This is a genomic window from Solwaraspora sp. WMMA2080, from assembly GCF_027497395.1.
Lineage (GTDB): Bacteria > Actinomycetota > Actinomycetes > Mycobacteriales > Micromonosporaceae > Micromonospora_E.
Window position 1 is genome coordinate 4983153 of the sequence record NZ_CP114910.1, and the last position, 23785, is coordinate 5006937.

The 23785-nt window shown below is 71.6% G+C and carries 17 protein-coding genes and 1 riboswitch; of the genes, 10 read left to right on the forward strand and 7 right to left on the reverse strand.

The genetic code is table 11. The features are described 5' to 3' along the window. Positions 1 to 20: 20 nt before the first annotated feature. The 4 genes from O7543_RS22725 to O7543_RS22740 all read left to right on the forward strand — a co-directional run bounded on the left by O7543_RS22725 (position 21) and on the right by O7543_RS22740 (position 6576). Complete coding sequence (locus O7543_RS22725) at positions 21 to 1925, forward strand: glycosyltransferase (protein WP_281551986.1); 1905 nt, start codon at positions 21 to 23, stop codon at positions 1923 to 1925. Positions 1926 to 2050: 125 nt separating this feature from the next. Further along, positions 2051 to 3364, forward strand: coding sequence for an ABC transporter ATP-binding protein (locus tag O7543_RS22730; protein WP_281551985.1), 1314 nt, complete (start codon positions 2051 to 2053; stop codon positions 3362 to 3364). A gap of 96 nt (positions 3365 to 3460) precedes the next feature. Further along, on the forward strand, positions 3461 to 4210 hold the full coding sequence (locus O7543_RS22735) for a beta-phosphoglucomutase family hydrolase (protein WP_281551984.1): 750 nt from the start codon (positions 3461 to 3463) through the stop codon (positions 4208 to 4210). Next, positions 4207 to 6576 (forward strand): glycoside hydrolase family 65 protein, encoded by a 2370-nt coding sequence (locus O7543_RS22740; protein ID WP_281567206.1) that lies wholly within the window; start codon positions 4207 to 4209, stop codon positions 6574 to 6576. Before O7543_RS22735 ends, O7543_RS22740 begins: the two co-directional genes overlap by 4 nt. Before the next feature lie 79 nt (positions 6577 to 6655). Here O7543_RS22740 and O7543_RS22745 read toward each other — a convergent pair whose 3' ends face one another. After that, positions 6656 to 7672 (reverse strand): hypothetical protein, encoded by a 1017-nt coding sequence (locus O7543_RS22745; protein WP_281551982.1) that lies wholly within the window; start codon positions 7670 to 7672, stop codon positions 6656 to 6658. Between the two features lie 2 nt (positions 7673 to 7674). Continuing rightward, positions 7675 to 7811, reverse strand: a riboswitch (cyclic di-AMP (ydaO/yuaA leader). A gap of 257 nt (positions 7812 to 8068) precedes the next feature. Between O7543_RS22745 and O7543_RS22750 the strand changes: the two genes are divergently transcribed. From O7543_RS22750 to O7543_RS22765, 4 genes are all read left to right on the forward strand, one after another. After that, on the forward strand, positions 8069 to 8746 hold the full coding sequence (locus O7543_RS22750) for a TrkA family potassium uptake protein (RefSeq protein ID WP_281551981.1): 678 nt from the start codon (positions 8069 to 8071) through the stop codon (positions 8744 to 8746). Positions 8747 to 9427: 681 nt separating this feature from the next. After that, entirely contained in the window at positions 9428 to 10036 is a 609-nt protein-coding gene (locus O7543_RS22755) for a fibronectin type III domain-containing protein (RefSeq protein WP_281551980.1), read from the forward strand. Between the two features lie 10 nt (positions 10037 to 10046). Next, the gene (locus tag O7543_RS22760) at positions 10047 to 10715 is read left to right on the forward strand and encodes a response regulator transcription factor (protein ID WP_281551979.1); all 669 of its coding nucleotides are present in this window, start codon (positions 10047 to 10049) and stop codon (positions 10713 to 10715) included. A gap of 28 nt (positions 10716 to 10743) precedes the next feature. Beyond that, a complete protein-coding gene (locus O7543_RS22765; RefSeq protein ID WP_281551978.1) occupies positions 10744 to 12042 on the forward strand; it encodes a HAMP domain-containing sensor histidine kinase in 1299 nt (432 codons plus the stop codon). A gap of 46 nt (positions 12043 to 12088) precedes the next feature. Here O7543_RS22765 and O7543_RS22770 read toward each other — a convergent pair whose 3' ends face one another. Continuing rightward, the gene (locus tag O7543_RS22770; protein WP_281551977.1) at positions 12089 to 12571 is read right to left on the reverse strand and encodes a hypothetical protein; all 483 of its coding nucleotides are present in this window, start codon (positions 12569 to 12571) and stop codon (positions 12089 to 12091) included. Positions 12572 to 12630: 59 nt separating this feature from the next. Between O7543_RS22770 and O7543_RS22775 the strand changes: the two genes are divergently transcribed. After that, complete coding sequence (locus O7543_RS22775; protein ID WP_281551976.1) at positions 12631 to 13773, forward strand: branched-chain amino acid ABC transporter substrate-binding protein; 1143 nt, start codon at positions 12631 to 12633, stop codon at positions 13771 to 13773. 49 nt (positions 13774 to 13822) lie between these two features. Continuing rightward, on the forward strand, positions 13823 to 14587 hold the full coding sequence (locus O7543_RS22780) for a hypothetical protein (protein ID WP_281551975.1): 765 nt from the start codon (positions 13823 to 13825) through the stop codon (positions 14585 to 14587). Between the two features lie 45 nt (positions 14588 to 14632). Here the strand turns inward: O7543_RS22780 and O7543_RS22785 are convergent, their stop codons facing one another. From O7543_RS22785 to O7543_RS22805, 5 genes are all read right to left on the reverse strand, one after another. Then, the gene (locus O7543_RS22785) at positions 14633 to 15493 is read right to left on the reverse strand and encodes a peptidase (RefSeq protein ID WP_281551974.1); all 861 of its coding nucleotides are present in this window, start codon (positions 15491 to 15493) and stop codon (positions 14633 to 14635) included. A gap of 1 nt (position 15494) precedes the next feature. Next, a complete protein-coding gene (locus O7543_RS22790) occupies positions 15495 to 16880 on the reverse strand; it encodes a VWA domain-containing protein (RefSeq protein WP_281551973.1) in 1386 nt (461 codons plus the stop codon). A gap of 86 nt (positions 16881 to 16966) precedes the next feature. Beyond that, positions 16967 to 20242 (reverse strand): methyltransferase domain-containing protein, encoded by a 3276-nt coding sequence (locus O7543_RS22795; RefSeq protein ID WP_281551972.1) that lies wholly within the window; start codon positions 20240 to 20242, stop codon positions 16967 to 16969. Between the two features lie 181 nt (positions 20243 to 20423). Then, positions 20424 to 21359, reverse strand: a complete 936-nt coding sequence (locus O7543_RS22800; RefSeq protein ID WP_281551971.1) for a glycosyltransferase family 2 protein — start codon at positions 21357 to 21359, stop codon at positions 20424 to 20426. A 119-nt stretch (positions 21360 to 21478) separates the two neighbouring features. Continuing rightward, positions 21479 to 23674, reverse strand: a complete 2196-nt coding sequence (locus O7543_RS22805; RefSeq protein WP_281551970.1) for a carbohydrate-binding module family 20 domain-containing protein — start codon at positions 23672 to 23674, stop codon at positions 21479 to 21481. Between the last annotated feature and the right edge of the window lie 111 nt (positions 23675 to 23785).

The window sequence follows — 23785 nt, forward strand, 5'->3', positions numbered from 1 at the left end:
GGAACGACAGGGTGGCGCAGGTGGCGGAGAATACGGTGGGTGGCGTCGTGCGCGGCGGGAGTCCCGATCACCGGCGCTGGTGGTGGCGGGTCCGGTTGACCGATCGACCGGACGGCCGCCCGGTGTCCGGGCCGACCACCGGGGCGGCCCGCCGGGCGCTGGTGGACGCCGACTCGGTGGCGGCGCTGCGCCGCCTGCTGGCTGAGCCGGCCGCGGCCACGCCGACCCGCCAGCTGGTGGTCCGGGTACGCCGTTGGCGTCCGCCGACCGCTGGTTGGTCCGGCCGGCTGGGTCCGGTGCCGGGCCTGCGGCGGCACCGGGTGCGGCTGCCGCGCGGTGGCGGCAACGCACGGCTCAGCGTCGACCTGGTCGAGCCGATTCCGCTGCACGATCTGCTCACCGCCGCGTTGGCGGTGCTGGCGCCGGTCCGGCCGTTGCCCCGACCAGCCAGCGCCGACGTCGCGGCGGTCGGGGTGGCGCCCGGCTGGTTGCCGGTCGCCGCCAACCATTCGGTGACCGGGGCGTTGACGACGAACCCCGAGATCCGTGGGTACGACGTGGTGCTCGCCCCGGACGCGGCGACGCTGGCCGCCGCGGCGGACCTGGTCGGGGTGGCGGTGACCGCCGGTGGCACCGGTGCCCGGGTGGCCAACCGGCAGCCGCTGGTGCTGATCGATTCGGCGGTGGCGAATCCGGTCAGCCGGGGCCGCCGGTACGGGCCGACGGAGCCGACCGGGGTGTTGGAGTTCCTGCCCGCCGACCCGGTGCCCGGCTGGCAGGTGCGGCCGGCTGAGTCCGCCCCCGCCGGGTCGGCACCGGCAGCCGGAGCCGGTGCGGTGCCGGTGGCGCGCGGCGGGTTGGCCGGCGTACCGCTGTCCGGTGACCAGTTGGCGGCGATCCGCCGGTTCACCCATCTGATCTGCCCCGACGTGCCGGCGATCGCGCCGGCGGCGGAGGCGACGCTGCTGGCCCAGCTGGCGGCGACCGGTGCCGTGCTGCGGGTGCCGCAACTGCCGCCGGCGGTGGCGGACCGGCTGGCCGAGCCGTTGCTCGCGGTGCTGCGTAGCGGCCTGCCCGGGGTCGGCGCGGATCCGTTGGAGTGGGAGATCCGCAGCGTACGGCAGCGGTCGGCGGCGTTGCGTGGGCACGCCGCCGCGTTTGCCGCCGGTGACGTCACCGCCGACACATTTCCGGCGCTGGCGGCGCCGCCGTCGGTGAGCGCGGTGCTGGTCACCCGGCGTCCCGAGTACCTGCCGGACGTGGTGCGGCAGCTGGCCGGGCAGACCTACCCGGAGTTGGAGATCGTGCTCTGCCTGCATGGCATCGAGTTGACGGCGGACCTGCGGGCGCAGCTGGGCGAGTGCGGCCGGCCGATCCAGATCTTCAGCGCGCCCGCCGGGTTCAGCTTCGGCGAGGTGATGGGCGCGGCGACCGCGCGGGCCCGGGGCAGCCTGGTCACCAAGGTCGACGACGACGACGTGTACGGCCCGGAGCACATCTGGGACCTGGTGCTGGCCCGGGAGTACTCGGGCGCGATGCTGGTCGGCAAGGCAGCCGAGTTCGTGGTGCTGCAGATGCTCGGGGTCACGGTCCGCCGGGCGGCGGTGCCGCCGGAGGCGTACGGCGCCCCGGTGGCCGGCGGCACGATGTTGATGGCGCGCGGAGATCTGGAGGCGGTCGGTGGTTGGCGGCCGGTGCCCCGGTCGGTCGACCGTGGCCTGATGGACCGGGTGCTGCGCGCCGGCGGGCTTATCTACCGCACCCATCCGCTCGGCTACCTGTACGAACGGCGGGCGGCCGGGCACACCTGGGACGCCGGTCTCGACTACTTCCTACGTCGGGGTGGCCAGCAGTGGGACGGGGTGCCCCGGCATCCGGAGTTCGGTACGTCGCCGGTCGGACTACCCGAAGTAACCGCTCGGTAATCTATCCGACCTCCTGGTGATCGAGCTGTCACAGTACGAACATGGCACGTTTACCCGATGTGCCAGGGCGATTGCGCTCGTCACAGTCATTCGGGGGCCGGCAACCGATGGCTGGGGAGGTGACGGTGACCACCGTCGCGCTCAAGGATGTATCCAAGGTCTTTGCCGACGGGACCGTCGCCGTCGACAAGGTCAACCTCGACGTCAACGACGGTGAGTTCATGGTGCTCCTCGGCCCGTCCGGCTGCGGCAAGTCGACCGTGCTGCGGATGATCGCCGGGCTGGAGGATCCGAGCAGCGGTGCGGTGCTGCTCGACGGCGAGCTGGCCAACGACATTCCGCCCAGGGACCGCCGGGTCGCGATGGTCTTCCAGGACTTCGCCCTCTATCCGCACATGTCGGTGGGGGACAACATCGCCTTCCCGCTGCGCCTGTCCGGAGTGGAGACGGCGTCCCGGCAGGAGCGGGTGGCGGACGTCGCCAGCGCGCTGGGCATCGGCGACGTACTCGCCCGCAAGCCCAGTCAGCTATCCGGCGGTCAGCGGCAACGGGTGGCGATGGGGCGGGCCATCGTCCGCCGTCCCGGCCTGTTCCTGATGGACGAACCGCTGTCTAACCTGGATAGTGGGTTGCGGGCCGAGCTGCGGGCGGAGATCTCCGGGCTGGTCCGCGAGCTCGGCGTCAGCACCGTCTACGTCACCCACGACCAGGCCGAGGCGCTCACCATGGCCGACCGGGTGGCGATCATGCGCAAGGGCGTGCTGCAGGACGTCGGCACCCCGACCGAGGTGTACGGCCGGCCGGCCACCCTCTACGTCGCCGCGTTCCTCGGCAGTCCCCGGATGAACCTGCTGGAGGCCTCGGTCTACGTCCATCTCGACCGCTACGTCGCGCTCAACCTGGGCGAACAGACCATCTACCTGCCCTGGACCGATCTGCGGGCCCGGGCCGTGTCGCACTACCACGGGGAACGCATCGTGGTCGGCCTGCGGGCCGAGGCGCTGACCCCGGTGGCCCCCGGCAGCCCGGGCGACGTGCTGCAGGGCCGGATCCGGTTCCTCGAACACCACGGCCACGAGTCGCTGGCCTACCTCGACATCGGGGCTACCGCGATCGTGGTCGACGACCTCGCCGGTACGGCGGTGGAACCGGCCGGTGCCGGTAGCCGGCTGCGCCGGTTCGGCGGCGTGATGCAGCGCCTCACCGGTCGGTCCGTCAGGCGGGCGGACGTCGGAGACCAGTCGGCCGAGTCCGGCCCGGACCGGGAGAGCGTGCTCAGCGATCCGGGGCGGCACCACCGCCGGCCGGCCGAGTTGGCCGTGCGACTGGCCCCGTACCCGGCGGTCACCCCCGGCCATCCGCTGGCCGTCTCGGTCCGGATGGACGCCCTGCACTTCTTCGACGAACGGGGCGACCGGATCGACGTCGGATGGCGGTGAGAGGGCGGCCGGCGATGAGTGACTGACTGGTCACCACGGGCTGGCGCGCCGGTGGAAACCGAGCCGGCCGACCGGAGATCAGGTTAGATTGGCTGCGTGCTCGGTCTACCCGCTCATGTGACCGCCTGCCTGTTCGACCTCGATGGGGTGTTGACTCAGACCGCGAAAGTGCACAACGCGGCGTGGGAGGAGACCTTCAACAACTTCCTCCGCGCCCGCGCCGCCGACACCGGCCAGCCGTTCCATCCGTTCGACCCGGGCGCCGACTACAGCCGCTACGTCGACGGCCGGCCACGGGCCGACGGGGTGCGTTCCTTCCTTGCCTCGCGGGGCGTTGAGCTTCCCGAGGGGTCGGCAGACGACCCCCCGGAGGCCGACACCGTGTACGGCATCGGCACCCGGAAGAACGAGGTGCTGCTGCGACGCATCGCCGAAGACGGGGTGCAGGTCTACGACGGTTCGCTGGCCTACCTTCATGCTGCCCGCTGGGTCGGGCTGCACCGGGCCGTCGTCTCGGCCAGCGCCAACTGCCGGGACGTGCTGATCGCGGCGGGGATTGAGGAGTTGGTCGAGGTGCGGGTAGACGGGGTGATCGCGCGCGAGAAGGGCCTGCGGGGCAAGCCGGAACCGGACACGTTCCTGGCCGCTGCCGCGCAGCTCGGCGTCGAGCCGGGCAACGCTGCGGTGTTCGAGGACGCGCTGGCCGGCGTGACGGCGGCGCGAGCGGGGGAGTTCGGCTGCGTCATCGGTGTCGACCGGGTCGGCATCGGTGACGAACTGCTCGCCAACGGTGCCGACATCGTGGTGAGCGATCTGGGGGAGTTGCTGGTCGGAGCCGAACGGTGATCCGGGAGCGGGCCTACCCGGTGGAGCCATGGCATGTGCGGGAGACCCGGCTCGACTTCGACATCCTGGCCCAGTCGGAGTCGGTCTTCGCCCTCGCGAACGGGCACGTCGGATTCCGCGGCAACCTGGACGAGGGCGAACCGCACGGGCTGCCCGGCACCTATCTGAACTCGTTCTACGAGTTGCGGCCGCTGCCGTACGCCGAAGCCGGCTACGGCTTTCCCGAGTCCGGCCAGACGCTGGTCAACGTCACCAACGGCAAACCGATCCGGCTGCTGATCGACGACGAGCCGTTCGACGTGCGCTACGGCGACCTGCTCTCCCACGAGCGGGTGCTCGACCTGCGGGCCGGTCTGCTGGACCGCCGGCTGGAGTGGCGCTCGCCGGCCGGGCGTACCGCCCGGGTCCGCAGCACCCGGCTGGTGTCGTTCACCCAGCGGGCGGTCGCGGCGATCTGCTTCGAGGTGGAGGCGGTCGACGAGCCGTTGCGCATCATCGTGCAGTCCGAGCTGGTCGCCAACGAGGAGCTGCCGGCACAGAGTAAGGACCCGCGCGTCGCCGCGGTGCTGGAGACGCCGCTGCAGGCCGAGGAGCGGCTGGTGCAGCCCGACGGCGGGCTGCTCATCCACCGGACCAAGGCCAGCGGGCTGCGGATGGCAGCGGCGATGGGGCACGAGATCGACGGGCCCGGCGAGGTGTCGGTCAGCACCGAAGGATTCGACGACTGGGTCCGGACCACCGTCTCCTGCCTGCTGGAGCCGGGGCAGCGGCTGCGGATGGTGAAGCTGCTGACGTACGGCTGGTCCAGCCAGCGCTCGTTGCCGGCGCTGCGCGACCAGGTCGGCGCGGCGTTGGCCGGCGCCCGGATCTCCAGCTGGGAAGGGCTCTGCGCCGAGCAGCGCAAGTACCTCGACGACTTCTGGGACCACTCGGACGTGCGGGTGGACGGCGACCCGGAGATCCAGCAGGCGGTCCGGTTCGGGCTGTTCCATGTGCTGCAGGCCGGTGCCCGCGCCGAGCAGCGGCCGATCGCGGCGAAAGGGCTGACCGGCCCGGGGTACGACGGGCACGCCTTCTGGGACACCGAGATGTTCGTGCTGCCGGTGCTGACCTACACCCAGCCGGGGGCGGTCGCCTCGGTGCTGCGCTGGCGACACTCGACCCTGGACCAGGCGCGGGAGCGGGCCCGGATGCTCGGGCTCAACGGGGCGGCGTTCCCGTGGCGGACCATCCGGGGCCAGGAATGCTCGGCGTACTGGCCGGCCGGTACGGCCGCGTTCCACGTGGCGGCCGACATCGCCGATGCGGTCCGGCGGTACGTGCACGCCACCGGCGACGTCGAGTTCGAGCGGGAGATCGGCCTGGAACTGCTGGTGGAGACCGCTCGGCTGTGGCGTTCGCTGGGTCACCACGACCGGCACGGCCGGTTCCACATCGACGGGGTGACCGGGCCGGACGAGTACACCGCCGTGGTCGACGACAACATCTACACCAACCTGATGGCGCAGCGGAACCTGCTGACCGCTGCCGACTGCGCGCTGCGCTACGCCGACCGGGCCTGGGTGCTCGGCGTCGACGACGAGGAGACCGCGGCCTGGCGGGACGCGGCCCTGTCGATGCACGTTCCGTACGACGACGAGCTGGGCGTGCACCCGCAGTCGGCCGGGTTCACCCGGCACCAGGAGTGGGACTTCGCCGGCACCCCGCAGGACCACTATCCGCTGCTGCTGCACTACCCGTACTTCGACCTGTACCGCAAGCAGGTGGTCAAGCAGGCCGACCTGGCGCTGGCGATGCACTGGCGGGGCGACGCGTTCACCGAGGAGGAGAAGGCACGCAACTTCGCCTACTACGAGCGGCGTACGGTGCGGGACTCGTCGCTGTCCGCGTGCACCCAGTCGGTGATCGCTGCGGAGACCGGGCATCTGGAGCTCGCCCACGACTACATGGGTGAGGCCGCGTTGATGGACCTGCACGACATCAACCGCAACACCCGCGACGGTATCCACGTCGCCGCCTTGGCCGGGGCGTGGCTCGCGCTGGTCGCCGGCTTCGGGGGGATGCGTGACCACGGCGGGGAGCTGGCCTTCGCTCCCCGGCTGCCGCAGCGGATCAACCGGCTGGAGTTCGCCATGATGTGGCGGGGCCTACGGCTGCGGGTGGCTGTCCAGCACGACGAGGTGACCTACTCGCTGCGCGATGTCGATCAGAACGCCACCGTGGACCTGACCCATCACGGCGAACCGATCACGGTGGCTGCGGACAAGCCGGTCATCCGGGCGATCCCGCCGGCCGGCCCGGTCAGTCCGCCGCCGCAGCAGCCGACCGGCCGCTCACCGGTACGCCGGTCGGCGCGTACCGACTGACAACCTACGTCTCGTGCTGACGACCTGCGTCTCGTGCGGTGCCGGGGCCGGCCCCGGCACCGCACGAGGTGAGGTCAGGTCACAGCAGGGACAGATGTACGTGGTTGGTGTGGTCGCTGTTCGGGTCGCCGCCGGCACCGCTGTACGAACTCCAGCCGGTCGTCGGTGACCAGAACTGCCGGTACCAGATGACGTACAGGATGCCGAGCTTGTCGGCGTTGCGGACCAGGAAGGCGGTCAGGTTGTTGCCGTACAGCCGGTCGTCGCCGAAGGCGTCGCCGCCGAACCCCTGCTGCTGAGCGGAGAAGTCGCAGGCCCGTCCCTTGGGGTGCTCGAACGGTCCGCCGGGGCGGAAGCAGGAGACGAAGCGGGTGAAGCCGGCCTTCTTCGCCTCGTTCAGCGCGTGCATGGTGCGCGGCGTGATGCAGCCGCTCGTGGTGGGGTCGTCCAGGCTGCACGACTGGGACGGCCAGGAACCGTCCGAGTTACGCGGAGCCTGGGCGGCGACCGGCGAGGTGGCCGAGACAAACCCGTTGGTGGCGACCGCGCCGACCAGTTGCAGGGCCTTTTCGGCCTCTTTCTTCTGGCGGGACATCGCCTCGAGTTGCTGTTCCTCGCGGGCCACCTCGGCGTCGATCGCGGCGACCGCCCGAGCGGCCTGTTCGCGGGCCTCGTTGAGCTCCCGGATCCGCTTGTTGTCGTGCATGGCGATCATGTCCAGGCCTTCGGCGCGTTCCAGCAACGTGTCCGGATCGGCACTGTTGAGCAGGACCATCACCGGGGTGATCCGACCGAGACGGTACGAGTTGGAGGCGACCTGGCCGATCTGTGGGGTCAGCGCCGCTATCCGCTCCTCGACTTTTTCCAACTCGAGGTTGAGCTTCAACTGGCGTTTGCGGGACTCGTCGACCGCGGCTTTGGCTTCGACGAAGCCCCGGCCGGTCGATTCGAGCACCTCACTGAGCAATGGCGGGGCGCCTTCGTCGTCCGGATCCTGAGCGGCGGCCGGCGACGCTACGACGAAGCCGGCGAGCAGGGCGGCGACGGCGGCGAGGGCCGCGGCCGTCGGAATCCGCCGGCGGAGGGGTGCGGTCATCCTGTTCCTTTCCTTGGCCGCCGACCGAGTTAGCTGACGGGTTCGGGACGGAACGATCCCTACCGCTGGCGCGGATTCACCCCGGTGGAAACGTGGTTCCCCGGCTCACCCCGGAGGGGTGATTGGGCGGCGGTCACCGCCGGCGCCGGTGGGCGCCGCCTGGCGGAGACCGCAGGCAAGCTTACCGGATCGGTCACCGGCATCAACACCTCGACAATCCTGACTGAGCTGGAATAATCCGTTACCAGACAACGACTTTCGGTGATGTCCACTGTCTGCGTTTGTCGGTGTACGACAAGTCGTGGGACGGGCCGGATATCGCTGCGTCGAGGTTAGCGGCTGACTACAGTGCGTATGAGGAAAAGCGGCAAAGTCCTAGCCTCGGACGGATCCTCGGTGAGAGATGACGATTCCCCGGTCGGGCCGCCGGACGCCGACAGCGTGGCGGTGATCGGCCTCGGGCGGTTCGGTGGTCAGGTCGCCCAGTCCCTGCTCCGCCTCGGCCATCACGTGCTGGGCATCGACGAGCACCCCAAACGGGTGCACCGCTGGTCCGAGCGGCTGCCGAGGGTGGTCGAGGCGGACTCGACCGACGACCAGGCGTTGCGCCAGTGCGGCGTCGCCGACTACCCCCGCGCGGTAGTCGGTATCGGCTCGGACGTCGAGGCCAGCATCCTCACCGTGGTGGCGCTGACCGAGCTGGGTGTCCCGGAGATCTGGGCGAAGGCGATCACCGCCAAGCACGGCCGGATCCTCGCCTCGGTCGGTGCGCACCATGTGATTTTTCCGGAGGCGACGATGGGTGACCGGGTGGCCCACCTGCTGGCCAGCCGGATGCTCGACTTCATCGAGTTCGACGACGGGTTCGCCATCGCCAAGGTCTGCGCCCCGCCGGACGCCACCGGTCGGACGTTGGCCGAGTCCCGGCTACGCCAGCGGTACGGCATCACGGTGGTCGGGATCAAGGAGCGGGACCGGCAGCTGCGGTACGCGGGACCTGAGACGTTGATCCCGCCGGACGCGCTGCTGATCGTCGCCGGGGTGACCGCGGCGGTCCAGCAGTTCGGCCGGTGAACATGGGCGTGACCGCCTCATCACACCTTCATTTCGTGAGCTGATCAGCCGCTGCACTTTCGCAAACTCGTGACTCAGGCTACAGTCCCTGCATGGGAGCGCTTCCATCGATGGATGTGCCCCCGCTGAGGTAGTCGACGCGTGGCGCGGCGATGGCGACATCACCGTGTCAACCGCACAGCTCCCGAGGCTGGCGGCGGGCCAAGCCCGGACACCGCCGCCAGCCCGCGCACCACCTGTCGAGAGGAGGTGGAACCAGAGCCACTCGCGTGGCCCGGCTCCCGCGCGTCACGCACGACCTGGACGCCAAACCGCTCGTGCGTGTTTTGCAACTGAATGGTGGGGACGGGGGTTGCCCTCCCCGTCCCCACGCTAGTCCCCGATTGTTACGGCGGAGAATCGCCGACAAGTCGGGACCGCGACGTCGGTCCGTCCGAGAGTGCTGTCCAGCCTGCCGATGCATCGGCAGGCTTCGTTGTGTGTGGGCCTCGGAGCGGCGGCTGAGCTGCCGTGCTCGGTCTGCGGCGACGGTCGGACGCAAGCTCGCTCCACCGGCACCGGAGGTTCGATGCTCGTCGATGAGTAGTGGGCAAGCTCACAGTCGGTCGATCCGCTGGTCCGTCCCGGCGTCCGCACCGAAAGCGAGATGCCCATGCCGCAACCGCCACACCACTGCCGCCGGTGGATCCGGCGCGATCCCGACCACCCCCGGCACCCCGACCGTCGCCGGCCAGCCCGAGCCTGCGCCTGACCATGCCGCCCGGCGACGACCAACCACCCACCGCGCCAAGCGCGCTGACCGCCACCACGATCGGCACCGACTCGGTCACCCTGCGGTGGCAGCCGTCCGCCGACAACGTCTACGTCGCCTGGTACGAGGTGCTGCGGGTCAACCCCGACGGCTCCACCACCCCGGTGGCGACCGCCCCGCAACACCCGCCGACCGGACCGACCGCCCGGGTCGGCGCACTGCAACCGCAGACCGCGTACACCTTCGTGGTGCGGGCCCACGACGACGCTGGCAACACCTCACCACCGACCGAGCCACTGACCGTGCGGACCCAGCCACCTGTGGGGCGCCGAACCGGTCGACCTGGTCCCGCCGGACATCACCGTCGCCAACACGACGTGGAACAGCCGGATCCCGGCCGGCGGCAGCGCACAGCTCGGTTTCGTGGTCAGGTACTCGGCGAGCAACCCGCCGCCGACGACCTTCCTGCTCAACGGCGAGCGCTGCGCGTCCTCGGGTTGACCCTCGTCGAAGACGCGCTGGTGACGGCGGCTTGCTAGCCTCGCCCGCATGCGGGTGCTGGTGGTCGAGGACGACCCCGAGGTACGCAGCGCCGTCGTCACCGCGCTGCGCTCCGGCGGATTCGCCGTCGACCAGGCGGCCGACTGGAGCCAGGCCGACCTGAGCATGAGCATCAACGACTACGACTGCCTGGTGCTCGACCGGATCCTTCCGGAAGGCGACTCACTGCACCAGCTCAGCCATCGACGCCGGTCCGGGCTCACCACACCGGCTCTGGTGCTCACCGCGCTGGACAGCGCCGGGGACCGGATCGCCGGCTTCCAGGCCGGTGTCGACGACTACGTGGTGAAGCCCTTCGTCACGGCCGAACTCGTCCTGCGGGTCCGGGCGCTCTGCCGACGCCGCGGCGCCACCACCCCGCCGCTGCTGCGGGTGGCGGATCTGGAGGTCGACGCCGCCCGTCGGGAGGTGCGCCGGGCCGGCGTCCTGCTGACGCTCACCCGCAAGGAGTTCGCCGTACTGGAGATGCTGCTGGTCCGGCGTCCGGCGGTGGTCAGCCGAAGCGACCTGTTCGAACACTGTTGGGACGAGCTCGCCGACCCCAGCTCGAACGTGGTGGACGCAGTGGTCGCCCAGCTGCGCCGCAAGCTCGGCGAGCCGCAGTTGATTCACACCGTACGCGGGGTCGGCTACCGGGTCGGCGGGGCGCCGTCGTGACCGCCGGCCGAACTGGCGGGGCGCCGCCGTGAACCGCCGCGACCGGCGGGGTGGCAAGCCGCTGCAGACCGCCGACCGGCTGCGCAACCTGCGGATCCGGATCACGCTGCTGGTGATGGCGATCAACGTGGTCGGCCTGGCCGGAATGGGCGCCGTCGCGCTGCTGGTCGACGGGCGGCAGCGGGACGAGGTGGTCGCCGCCGAGCTGCGGCGTACCGCCAGCACCGCCGCCGCCCTGCTCTACTACGAGTCCGGGGCGCTGCAGCTCGACAAACTGTTCGACGACGCGGTCGCCAACGGCACCACCGCCGTCTACGTGTACGAGGCCGGTCGGGCCGACCTCAGCCTGGTCTTCGCGTACCCGGCCCGGCTGCCGGTCGTCCCGCCGGACAACCTGCTGGCACCGGCCCGGACGGTCTGGACCTCCGGCACCGAGCTCGCCGGCGGAGTCGGCGACACCGCCGGTACCCCCACCCCGCTGCTCGCCGTACCGTTCCAGCACGCCGTCACCGGGGCGGTGGCCGGCGCCGTCGTCGTGCTCGGCGACACCGGGCCGGCCGAGACCGCCAACCAGCGGCTGGCCCTGGCCCTGGTCGCCGGCGGCGTCAGCTTCACCGCGCTGGCCGGCGCCGGCGGTTACCTGCTCGCCCGCCGCGGCACCGAGCCCATCGCCGACGCCCTCAACCAGCAGGAACGGTTCGTTGCCGACGCCGCGCACGAGCTGCGCACCCCGTTGACCGTGATCCGTGCCGTCTCCGAGACCGCGCTGGCCGAGCCGCAGCGCCGCCCGGCGGCGCTGCGCCAGGTGGTGCGCTCCGCCGACCGGCTCGCCGACTCGGTCTCCGTCCTGCTCACCCGGGCCCAGCTCGTCGCCGGCCTGCGTGACCTGCGCCGGGAGCCGTTCCGCCTGGACCAACTGGCCGAGGAGGTGCTGACCGACACCGTCGTCGCGCCGCACCGGGCGGTGCCGGTCACCGAGGCCGTGGTGGCGTACGGCGACCCGGCGCTGGTCCGGATCGCACTGCGCAACCTGATTCAGAACGCGGTCCAGCACGGTCGGGCCGCCGACCAGCCGGCCGAGATCCGGCTCGAGGTCACCGCCGGACCGCCGACCGTCCGGGTACGTGACCGCGGCACCGGGCTCAGCGAAGCTGTCGCCGCCGCGCCCGAGCAGCGGTTCCGCAGCGGCACCGAGGACGGCACCGGGCTCGGGCTGGCCATCGCCAGCTGGGTGGCGCAGCTGCACGGCGGGCAGCTGCGGCTGGTCAACGCCGAAGGCGGCGGTGCTGAGGCCCGGCTGCGGCTGCCCGGCGGTCAGGGCGGGTAGGACGGCATGCCCGAGCGGACCGGTCAGCGTTCCGGGACCACCCCGATCAGGGCACGTAGACCGCGGTGTCGCCGTCGGGGCGGATCGCGAACCAGATGCCCGACTGGCCGTGACCGTTCGCGTCGCCGGGCATCCGGTCACCGGCGTACCCGTACAGCGGCCAGCCGGCCAGGCTCAGCTGCCGGCTCCCGTCGGACCGGTCGAAGCAGCCGACCAGCTGCCGGTCGATCCCCTCCACCCGTACCTCGCTCTCGCAGGGTGCCGGCAGCCAGGATTGCCGGCACTGTCCCTCGCAGGCCGACCAGGTCGGTGCCGCGGTGTCCCGGTCGGAGCGGTACAGCACGAACCCCTGCGCGTCGATGACGATCTCGTCCAGCGTCTGGGAATCGACCGCGTACAGCGCGGTGCCGGTCGCGGTGGACGACGGCGCGGCGGAAACATCCGCCGGGGCCCCCGCCCCGGGATCGCTGCACCCGGTGAGGACCAACCCGGTGAGGGTCAGCACCGCACCCAGGATCAACCGTCTCATCAAAACCTCACGCTCCTACCAGCAGGATAGGCGGGTCCGACCGGGTACAGGAGGTGGACGTGCGTACGTTGCTGCGGCCGACGGCGATGTTCGGCCTGCTGTCGGTGCTGACCGGATGCGTCTCGGCCGGTGGCGAGCAGGCGGCACCGGCCAGCGCCTGCGGCAGCCGCATCGCGGTCCTCGGACCGCTCTCCGGCGACTCGGCCGACCTCGGCGGCAACGTCCGTGACGGTGCCCGACTGGCCTTCGACCAGTACCGGGCGGAGCATCCGGACTGCCCGGTGGAGCTGATCGAGTTCGATTCGCAGGGCGACCCGAAGCAGGCCCCCGCCCTGGCCCAGCAGATCGTTGACGACGCCCGCATCATCGGGGTGGTCGGTCCGGGCTTCTCCGGCGAGGCCGAAGCGGCACTGCCGATCCTCGACCAGGGCGGCGTCGCCACGATCACCACCTCGGCGACCCGGACCGAACTCAGCGAACGAGGCTGGTCCACCTTTCACCGGCTGGTCGGCAACGACGCCGCGCAGGGGCGTGCCGCCGGTCAGTACATCGACCAGGCACTGGGCGGCACGGCGGTGTTCGTCGTCGACGACGGCGGGGCGTACGGCCAAGGGCTGGCCGACCAGGTGGCCGCCAGACTCGGCGCCAAGGTGGTGCAGCGGGCGACGGTCGCCGCCGGAGCGACCGACTTCAGCGCGGTCGTCGGGCAGATCCGTTCAGCCGACGCCGACGTGGTCTTCTACGGCGGCTACTACGCGGAAGCCGGTCGGCTGCGCCGCCAGCTCCGCGCGGCCGACGTCCCGGCGACCTTCGTCGCCGGTGACGGGGCGAAGGCGGACGGCTTTCTCCGCGAGGCCGGCGACGATGCCGAGACCGCAGTGGTGATCACCTGCCCCTGCCTGCCGCCGGAGCGGGCCGGCGCCGAGTTTCCGCAGCGCTACCGGGAACGCTTCGGGGTGGAGCCGGGCACCAACTCCGCTGAGTCGTACGACGCGGCGACGGTGTTCCTCGCCGGGATCCAGGCCGGACACGGTGGCCGGACCGCGATGGCCGCGTTCGTCGACGACTACGACGAGCCCGGGGTCACCACCCGGATCGCCTGGACCGGCACCGGTGAGCTGGTGGCGTCGTCGGTGGTGGTCTGGGCGTTCCGCGTCCAGCAGGGCCGGTTCGTGGCGGAGCGGTCCATCCCGACAAGTTGACCTGCGCGCCCCTGGCGGGCGCGCGTGAACGTGGCAGAGGAGTTCAGTTATGGCCCTACCGACCACGGCTGGTAGTGGTGCCGGCGACACCGGCGCCGGGGCGGACAACCGGCCCGGTGGAGGCACCGAGAAGGTACTGCGTGCCGTCGCGGCCGGCCCGCTCGGCGCGTACCCGCTGCTGGAGGCCGCGTTCTGCTGGAACGAACGGCGGCCGGTCGGCTGGCGCCGACTGGGGCCGGCGTCGGCCACTGCGGACCGGCAGCTACCGGTGGCACAGACCGAGCAGCCCGCGGCCGCGGCCCGGACCGCCCGCCTGCTGTCCACGATCACCTGGTCGGTGACCAGCCCGGTCGGCGCATGCACCTCGCTGACCAGGGTCGATGTGTCCTCGGACGGGTACCACCGGGTGTTGCGGGCGCTGGCCGGCGCGTGGCGCGACGGTCGGCGGATGCTCGGCAGCCCCGGGCTGGCGGCCGCGCACTACCCCGCTGCGCTGGCCGTCTGGCGGATGGCCGCGCTGCTGGCTCCGGCGGACCGGACCGCCGGGGTGCTCGCCATCTCGGTGAGCACCCCGGCTGCGGCGCTGCTGCGAAGTGCCGCACCGGCGTTGGCGCTGCCGCACACGGTCGTCGAGCGCAGCGGGCGCAGCACCGTGATCCGGGTGGACCGCCCGACGCTGTTCCGCCGGCTGCTGACCGAGATCGACCCGGCCGTCGCCGGTCCGAGCGACGGCACGCCCGCCGGACGGCAGCTGGTGGCGGTCGGACGCCGGCTGCCGTCCGGATCGATGCGCCGGCTGGCAGCCGCCGGTTGACCGGACTGTCGGCCCGGTCGGCCGAGTCCGCAGCCGGTCAGCAGGTCAGCTGGCTGCGGCGGGGCCGGCCCGGCGGCGTGGCCGGCGGGTCAGCCCGAAGCCGACCACGCCACCGACGGCGGCCAGTACGCCACCGGCCACCGTCCAGAACCACCGACTCGTCAGGCCGGGCAACCAGTCGCTGAACCAGCCGGCAACACTGTCCCACCAGGACTGTTCGCTGACCTGACCGGTGGCGTCCGCCGGGTCGGTGTCGCCGGTCGCGCTGGTGAGCACCGCCCCCTGCCGTACGGTCGGCGTCAGCGGCGCCTCCAGCCGGCCGCCCTCCGGGCTGGTGTCGTCCGAGATATCGGCGCTCACCCGTAGCTCGACCTGCACCGGCAGACCGAGGTCCTGCTCCGGCAGGTCGGTGACGGAGAGCCGGACGTAGTAGGTGCCGGGTAGCGGATCGGCGGACCACGGCTCCGCCCAGGCTCGGACCTGCCGCAGTGCGCAGCCCGCCCGTACCTGCCGGTCAGTGGCGGATCCGACGGGTGACTGCATGCCCGCGGTGCACGGCTGGCGGCGGCGCAGCCCGTCGAACACGTCGATGGTCCAGGTCGACGCGCCGCTGCGCGCCGCTGCATCGGCGAGGGTCACGGTCGCCGCGATCGAGCTGGTCTGGCCGGCCTGGGCCGGGAACGACCAGTACAGGTACTCACCGGTCGCGGCGGAGACCCGGACCGGCTGGTCGATGTGGACCGCCGCAGCGGTGAGGAACGACGTTCCGGCCTTGGTGAGGGTGGCCTCCGCCGGTGCCGGGGTGGGGCCTTCGGCCGCCGCCGGGGTCGCGACAAGGAGGACGGCGGCGCCAGCGGTGCCGACGGCCAGGCCGGCGCGGGTCAGCCGGAATGTACGACGGGTCAACTCAGCTCTCCTTCCAGACGGTGGTCCACCAGCGGGTCAGCCAGCCGGCGAGGACTCCGGTGACCAGCCCGGCGAGGCTCAGCACGACCAGCAGCAGCCAGCCACGGCCGAGACCCGGGCTGTCCGGGAAGGGGGAGGCGGCGACCAGATCGACGGTGAGCTCGATCGGCATGCCAGGGGCGTCACCGGCCCCGCCAGCGGCGGCGAACGAGTTGCTGACCACCAGGCAGACCTCGGCGGGCGGTGGCTCCGTGCCGGCGGCCGTCGACGCGGCGGCGGAGACGGTTCCGGACGGCGTACCGGCCGGGTCAGAAGTTCCACCGGTGTCGTCGGTCTGGCCGGTGCCGTCGGCGCGGTCGGTGTCGCCGTCCGGGCCGGTGTCGTCGGTCCGGTCGGTGTCCGGGCCGGCGGACCATCGCAGGCCGGTGGAGAGTACGTCGGTCCGGCCGCTGCCGGCGTCGGTACCCCGGACCAGCTCGCGGCCGTTGGGATGGACGGCCCGGAGCAGGATCCCGTAGTCCCGGTTCACCGGGCGGTCCAACGCGATGCTCACCGAGGCGCGCAGCTCCTGGTCCGCCCGGATCGGTACGCGGTACCAGCGGTGCTCCTCGAAACGTTCCCGGTCGGTGTAGACACCTGCCGCGAGCAGCGGCGCCGCCGTGCAGTCGGTACTGCCGGTGACCAGCTCCGGGGTCCGGGTGTAGGTGTCCTGGGCCCGGTCGACCAGCTGGTTGATCCGGTCGGCGAGCTGGTCGGCGCTCTGCGCGGTGGTGTACGTGCCGCCGGTGGCCCCGGCGATGCAGACCAGCTGCTGGCGGACCTTGTCGTCGAGGGTGAGGCCGAGCGTGTCGACGATCAGCCGGGTGCCCTGGGCGGCGAGTTCCCGGGCGACGTCACACGGGTCGGGCGGGGCGCAGGTGTCCTCGCCGTCGGTGATCAGGACGATGCGTCGGGCGGTCTCACCGGAGCCGAGATCCTTGGCCGCCTCCCGCAGCGCCAGCCCGATCGGGGTGAAGCCGGTAGGCCGCAGACTGGCGATCGCGGCCTTCGCCTGGTCGCGGTCGACCGGCCCGACCGGTACGATCTGCTGGGTGTCCTGGCAGCCGAGGGCCTTGTCGTCGCCGGGGTAGGTGGCCCCGAGGACCCGGATGCCGAGGTCGGTGCCCGCCGGCACGGCGTCGACGACCTCGTTGAACGCGCGCTGGGCGACGGCCATCCGGGTCTGGCCGTTCATGTCGGGCTCTCGCATCGAGCCGCTGACGTCCAGGACCAGCTGCATCCGCAGGTTCTCGGTGGTCTCGTCGGCACCGGCGGGCGGGGTTCCGGGCAGGATGATGACGCCCAATAGTCCGATCAGGACAACCTGGGCGGTACGTCTGATGATCACCGGGCGATCTTAGTGATCCTCCAATGTGCCCTCCGCAGTGGCAGGGTGCGGCCCGGTGCGTCCGACCGGCCGTCACGCGTACCGGCTCAGTCGCGGTGTGGGGTCTCGAACAGTTCAGTGACCATCTTGGCGTAGTCGCGGGCCATGTCGCCGAACTGGTAGCTGCGGGCGGCGGCCCGGGCAGCCAGCTCCACGTGCCTGCCGCGCAGCCCGGTCGAGGCCAGCAGGGCGTCGGTCAGCCCGTCGCGGGCCGCCGGGTCGAAGCCGATGGTGTACGCCGGATCCAGCAGTGCGGTCAACGCACCCAGCCTTGGCGCCACCACCGGGCGGCCGAACGAGACCGCCAGATGGAAGCTGCCCGAGTTGAGCACCGTGCGGTACGGCAGCACCACCGTGTCCGCCGCCTTGAAGTAGAACTGGACCTCCTTGTCGGGGACCGGATCGAACATCGCGGTGATCCGGGGGTCACGGTCGCAGCGTTCGGCCAGCCCGTCGCGCGGGTCGAGCCGTTTCGGCGCCCCCGCGACGATCAGCCGCAGCCGGGGGTCCTGCTCGCCGGCCGCGTTGAACGCGTCGAGCAGTTCGCTGACCCCCTTGTACGGTCGGATCCCACCGAAGAACAGTAGGACGTGGTCGTCGGCGGCGTACCCGAACCGGCGACGGGCCGCGAGCCGACTCACCGAGTCGGGATACACCCCGAGGTAGCTGCTGTGCCGGACGATCCGGACCTTCTCCGGCGGCAACGGATAGTGTGGCGTGGTCGCCGCCACCGTCTCCGGGCAGAGCAGGTGCACGACGTCGGCCTCGGCGGCGAGGTACCGGGCCAGTTCCTTCTCCACCTCCGGGTACTTCCACTCGTGCGGGAAGACGTTGTGGATGGTCCAGATCAGCCGGCCGCCCCGCCGCCGTAGGTCGGCGATCCGGTTCTGGAACTCGGCCAGCCGCGTCGCCGCCTGCTGGTCGTCGGTGGCCGGGTGCACGATCGGATCGGTCCAGTGCACGTGCAGGACGTAGTTGTCCAGCCGACCAGCGGCCAGGTGCGGGGCGGCGGAGTCCCGGACGGCGTCGGCGACCGGGAACCACCGCACCCCGACGTCGGGTAGACCCGACATCAGCAGCTGCTGGTACGGATTGTCCACGTAGTAGGGGTACGCGCCGACGAACCGGCTGTTGGCCCGGCGCGGCTGCGGGTCCAGGCCGTCGATCACCGCGTGCAGGTCCGCCGCCCGGCGGGCGAACGAGTGCCGTTCGCGTACCACCGCGGACAGCTGGCCGGCCAGCGCGACGGTGCCGGCGGGGTCGCCGGTCAGCCGGGCGATCAGGTCGCCCAGGCTGGCCGCGTCGCTGTACGTGGGAAGCTCCGCCAGCCCGAGTTCGGCGAGCCCGATCCGACAGTTCGTCAGGGGCAGCGCGCCCGCCGCCAGGCTCTCCAGCAGCCGCGAGTTGACGTTGCCGTACGGCCGGGTGGTGTGGTTGAGGTCGTCGAGCACCAGCAGCGCCCGCCGGTACAGGCCCGGCAGGTTGAAATAGCTGGTCGGGCCGCCGGCGTACCGGGAGAAGTACGAGTTCAGCCCGCGCTTCTCGCCGAAGACGACGAACGGGAAGGTGATGTCCACCCCGCGCAGGCACTGGTACAGGTGCCGCTCCCGGCCCCACGAGTTGACCGTCGTCACCGCTCCACCGCGGACCTGGTCGGCACCGGGCAGGGTGAACAGCTCGGTGTCCACCCCGAGCGGCAGCAACCCGACGGGCCCGTCGTAGTGCTCGCGCAGCCGGCTGACCGAGGCGGAGGAGGAGGCGACCACCGTGTCGAACAGGGCGAGGTGCGGATGCTCTCGCCAGCGGTCGGTCTCGTTGCGGACCCAGGCGACGATCCGGCAGCGGTCCGGCACGGTCAGCGGGTCGAACGTCGGGATCATGGCGAGCGCCACGTCGGTCTCCGGTGGCAGCTCCGCCCAGCGCTCCGCCGGCAGGTACGCGACCTCGTAGCCGTGCCGCTGCAGGTAGCGGCCGATCCCGACGGCGACGTAGAGGTCGCCACGGCCGGCGTCCAGGTCGACGGTGGAGACGCAGAACGCCACCCGCACCGCGTCCGAGCGGTGAAACCGGTCCTTTGCGCAGGCCCGCCGGTAGGCGTCGCACAGCACCGGATCAGCGGTCAGCCCGTGGAACTGGGCCGGCACGTTGGTGGCCGGCGCCCCTCGGCCGTCCGAGCTGTCGGCGCTGGCACCGGTGCCGGCCGTGGCGCGTCGGTTGGTCGACCGGCTCCGTCGGCGTTTGACGGCCCGCAGGCCCTCGTTCGGCCGGAACACGTACCGGACCATCTTTCCGGCCCGGTACGTGTTGCTGTTGGTCATCTTGTTGATCCGGGTCTGCAGCCTCGTGGCCGTCTCCTGCAGCTCCTTGACCTTCTGCTGAGAGTCCTTGAGCTTCGCCTGGAACTGCGTCCGTTCCTGCTCGGCCCGGCGCAGCGTCTCACGGGCCTGCAGCGCGTCGAGTCGTTCCTGGCCGACCAGGTCCTGGGCGAGGCGGAACTGCTCGTCCAGTTGCCGGTGCCGGTGCTGCAGGTCGTCGAGTTGCGCGGTCAGCCGCTCGTTGACGGCCAGCGCGTCGAGGTGGGCCGAATGCTCGGCGGTGAGCCGCTGCTCGGCGAGGCTGATCCGGACCGCCTCGGTGGACGGCCGGCACTCCACGACGTACTGGTAGGTTTCGGCCTCCGCACCGAGTTGGGCCACCATCCGGCGCAGTTCGGCGCTGATCTCGAAGGCGCGGGCGCGGTGCGGAGTCTGCTCGGCGGACCGGATCGTCCGGTGTGTCGCGCTGACCAGGAACCCGTTCGACTCCAGCAGCGTCTGCATGCTGGTCCGGGTGAAGAAGCGCAGGTGGGTCGAGTCCAGCAGGCCCGTCCTGGTGTACTCGAAGTTGCCCGTCATCAACTCGATGATGATCGACTCGTGCGCCATGTTCGGGAAGCTGACGACCAGCAGACCGTCCGGAGCGAGGATCTTGTCGTCCCGCAGTGCGCGCAGGACGGAACCCGGTTCGATCAGATGCTCCAGCACGTCGGCGAGGATCACCACGTCGTACTCGCGGCCGGCCAGCGCACCGGGCCAGTCCGGTTCCCGCAGGTCGACGACCATCGTCTCCTGTACGCCGCCGGCCCGGGCCTCGGCGAGCGCCTCGGTGTCGACGTCGGCGCAGGTGACGGTACGTCCCGCGACGGTGGCGAGCATGCCGGAGACGATGCCCGGCCCCGAGCCCAGATCGAGCACCCGGGGACCGCCGCTCGCCGCCAGCCGGTAGACGGCGGCGGCGGTGTTGTTGGTGTCCTCCGGCTCGAAGCTGTAGGAGTATCTGCTCATTGCCGTCTCCGCGGGTGCGCCGTGGGCCTCGTCGGCCGGGCGGTGCGTAGTGGGGGCGCAGGGGGTGGCTGAACAGCAACTTTACTGGATCAACGGGGTGACTGGCGGCGAAGCGACAGCAACCACGTCAAGTCCGGTTACCGGGCCGACCCGGCCCGGTTAGCGAACCGCCCGTCTGCGGCTAGCCCGAGACGAGTGCGTCGATGTCGTCGCGGCGGCCGAGTCGACCGTCCCGGCCGTCGGCGAGAGCCAGTTCGACGAGCTTTTCGTAGCCGCCGCGCAACTGCGGGGCGTGGGTGTCGACCTGCCGGAGCCAACAGGTGACGAACGCCTCGAGCTCCGACTCGATCTCGCTCAGCGGGGCGGTGAAGAACCGCTTGCTGAAGTGCATCCGGTTGCGGCACATGTAGTAGACGTAGTACGGCGGCGGGTACCTGCCGGCCGACCGCTTGTAGTGCCACACCCGGGAGTAGGGCGCGAGGACGGTGCGCCAGCCGGCCTGCTGGGCTCGCAGGCAGTAGTCGGTCTCCTCGTAGTAGAGGAAGTAGTCCTCGGAGAGCAGACCGATCTGGCGGAGCGTCTCCCGCCGGATCAGGAAACACGCGCCGGTGACGTAGTCGACGTCGCGCACCGCTCCGTCCGGCACGGACGGATCGAACACCCCGGCGTCGGCGTGGTACGTGGACCCGTGGCCCTTGATCACGCCGCCGTTGAACAGGATGCGGGCCGGGTGTCCGCCGTCGAGGATGCGGCTGCCGACGATCCCGGCGTCCGGATGCTCCTCGGCGGTGCGCAGCAGGCGGGTCAACGTCTCCGCGCTGACGACCGCATCCGGGTTGAGCAGCCAGACGAACTCGGCGGACGACGTCAGAGCGGCCCGGATCCCGATGTTGCAGCCGGCGGCGAAGCCGACGTTGTCGCCGGCCGAGACGACCTCCACGGCCGGATCCAGCAGGTCGGTGAGATCGGGCCCGTGGTGCTCCCGTTCGGTGTTGTCGACGACGATCACCCGCTGGTCGGCGGTGTCACTGGCCTGCAGCGAGGTGAGGCAACGGACAGTGTCGTCGTAGTGCCGGTAGTTGACTACGACGGTTGCTACCCGCGGCCCGATTCGCACCGGTGACCTCCCGAACGGCAGGCGTCCGCAGCCGGTCCGTCCACCCGGGCCGAGGCTATCAGCTCGGCCGCCGGGTGTACGGCGGACCGCGCGGAGCCGGTCCGCCGTACACCGCTTGGTCATCGCCAGGTGTCGGTGAGGGTCGTCGCGTCGCCGGCCGGGGTGGCACTGCGGTTGCCGCCCGACTCCCAGTCGACAGTGCCGTCCGGTGCCCGCTTGACGTACTTGTACTCGAAGGACTCACCGGCCGGCAGCGCGACGCTGCCCGACCAGACCGGGTAGTCGTCCGCAGCGAGGGCGACCGCCCGGGTCGGGTCCCACGAGCCCAGCGCCGGGACCGAGCCGACGACCAGGACGTCCTGGCCGTACCAGGTGGTCGCGGTGACGTCGAAGGTGACCGCGACGGTGCCCGGCTGCTCTCCGCCGGAGCCGGGCTGGCCCCAGGTGGCGGTGAGCGGGGTGCCGCCGACGCCGCTGCGGTTGGCGCCAGCTTCCCACTCGACCGCGCCGTTCGACGCCACCTTGACCAGTTTCCACTCGAACGCCGTACCGTCCGGGACGTCGACGGAGCCGGTCCAGGTCGGGTAGCTGGCCGCGTCGGTGCCCAGCGGTGCCGCGTCGGCCGGGTTCCAGGAGCCGAGTTCGGGCAGCGAGCCGACCACCCGTACCTGCTGGCCGGGCGTGGTCTGCACGGTCACCGTTACCGGGGTGCCGTCGCCCGGGGGCGGATCGACCGGGCCGCAGCCGGCTGGGTCGGTGCAGTCGAGCCGCGCCGCGACGTGCAGTGCCACCGCCCGGTTCGCCGGGATGTCGGCGTGGAAGCCGCCGTCGGTGACGGCGATCGTGCCACCGGTGCAGGTGCCACTGTCCGCCCGGTAGGTGCCCCGGGCCACGTTGCAGTACCAGCCGTCCGGCAGGCTGGTGGTGAAGCTGCGGCTCCAGGTGCTGCCGGTCGCGTTGAACGCGGCGTACCCGCGGTCGGCGCGGGCGAAGCCGAGCCGGCCGTTGCCGTCGGTGAGCACGGCGCTGATGCCGGCGCCGGCGGTGGCGTTGCGGAAGCCGACCATCCCGGCGACCTGCTCGTCGCGGTGCTCACAGATCCACTCTGCGCTGGCGCAGTCGGTCGGCAGCGTGGTGCCGTCGCCGGTGCTCGGCGGCCCCTGGGCGACCACTGGGCCGAAGGCATAGCTGGACATCAACTGGGGGGTCCCGTACGGGTGGGCGAGCATGAACGCGTCGGCCAGGTAGTAGCGGTCGCCGTCCTGATAGGTGAGCGTCGGGGTGGCCCGCTGGGTGTCGTGGTTGTCGATGAAGACGACGGCCCGGTCGCCGGTCAGCCCGCCGTAGTGCGGCACGCTGGCCAGCTGGGCGATGGTGCCGTCGCGGAAGGCCGCGGAGACCGCCCGCTGGTAGTCGAAGTTGGTGACCTTGCCGTACGGCGCGTATGCGGTGTACGGGATGGTGCCGTCGCCGTACACCTCGTGGAACAGGTCGGGTCGGCCGCCGAAGCCGGGCACGTCGTCGAGTCGGGAGATGATGTCCGCCAGGTGGGCTTCCTGGACGTGTTTTGCGGCGTCCACCCGGAACCCGGCGACGCCGAGCGCGATCACCGAGTTCATGTACTTGGCGATCTTGCGGCGTACCTCCGGATCGGCGGTGTTGAGGTCGGCCAGGTCGAGCAGTTCGCAGTCCTGCACCTCGGTCTTGCTGCCCCAGTTGCTGATGGTGCGGTAGCAGGGGCCGAAGTCGGCGTAGCCGTAGCTGTCGCCGGAGCCGTCGCCGAACAGGTCCGGGTAGCCGTACTTGCTGTAGACGGTGCCGGCGCTGCCCGGCCCGCTGCCGACCGATCCGGTGCCGCTCATGTGGTTGAGCACCATGTCGACGTAGATCTTCACGCCCTGGTCGCGGCAGCGTTCGACCATGTCGACGAAGTCGGCCCGGTCGCCACGCCGGGTCTGGTCGATCCGGTACGAGACCGGCTGGTAGTCCTGCCACCAGGGGTAGCTGGCACCTTCGGCGCTGGGCAGCAGCACATGCTCCTGCGGCGGGGATACCTGGACCCCGCCCCAGCCGTCCGGGCCGAGTGTTGCCTCGCACTCCTCGGCGATGGAGTTCCACCGCCACTGGAACAGGTGCACGATCGCGTCGCCGTTGCCGACGGCGGTGGCGGTCGCCTCGGCGGTCGTGACCGGGGCCGCTGCCGGGTCTGTGGCGAGGGCCGCTGCGGGGGTAGTGGCGGTGGCGGGCGCGGGCAGGGTGACGGCCAACGGGATTCCGATGACGGCCGCCACGGCGGCGGCCATCGGTCTGGACACGGTCGATCCGGGTACGGACATCAGCGCTCCAATGCTGGTGACGGCTTGCCTGCGAGGAGGCACAGGTCAGGGCTCTGAAAGAACCTGCAAGGATCGCAAGTACTTTCAGCC

Excerpts from the sequence above, each read along its gene's own strand:
- O7543_RS22770 (WP_281551977.1), bottom strand. The coding sequence starts at position 12,571 with ATGAGACGGTTGATCCTGGGTGCGGTGCTGACCCTCACCGGGTTGGTC.
- O7543_RS22745 (WP_281551982.1), bottom strand. The coding sequence starts at position 7,672 with ATGACCGCACCCCTCCGCCGGCGGATTCCGACGGCCGCGGCCCTCGCC.
- O7543_RS22780 (WP_281551975.1), top strand. The coding sequence starts at position 13,823 with ATGGCCCTACCGACCACGGCTGGTAGTGGTGCCGGCGACACCGGCGCC.
- O7543_RS22795 (WP_281551972.1), bottom strand. The coding sequence starts at position 20,242 with ATGAGCAGATACTCCTACAGCTTCGAGCCGGAGGACACCAACAACACC.
- O7543_RS22760 (WP_281551979.1), top strand. The coding sequence starts at position 10,047 with ATGCGGGTGCTGGTGGTCGAGGACGACCCCGAGGTACGCAGCGCCGTC.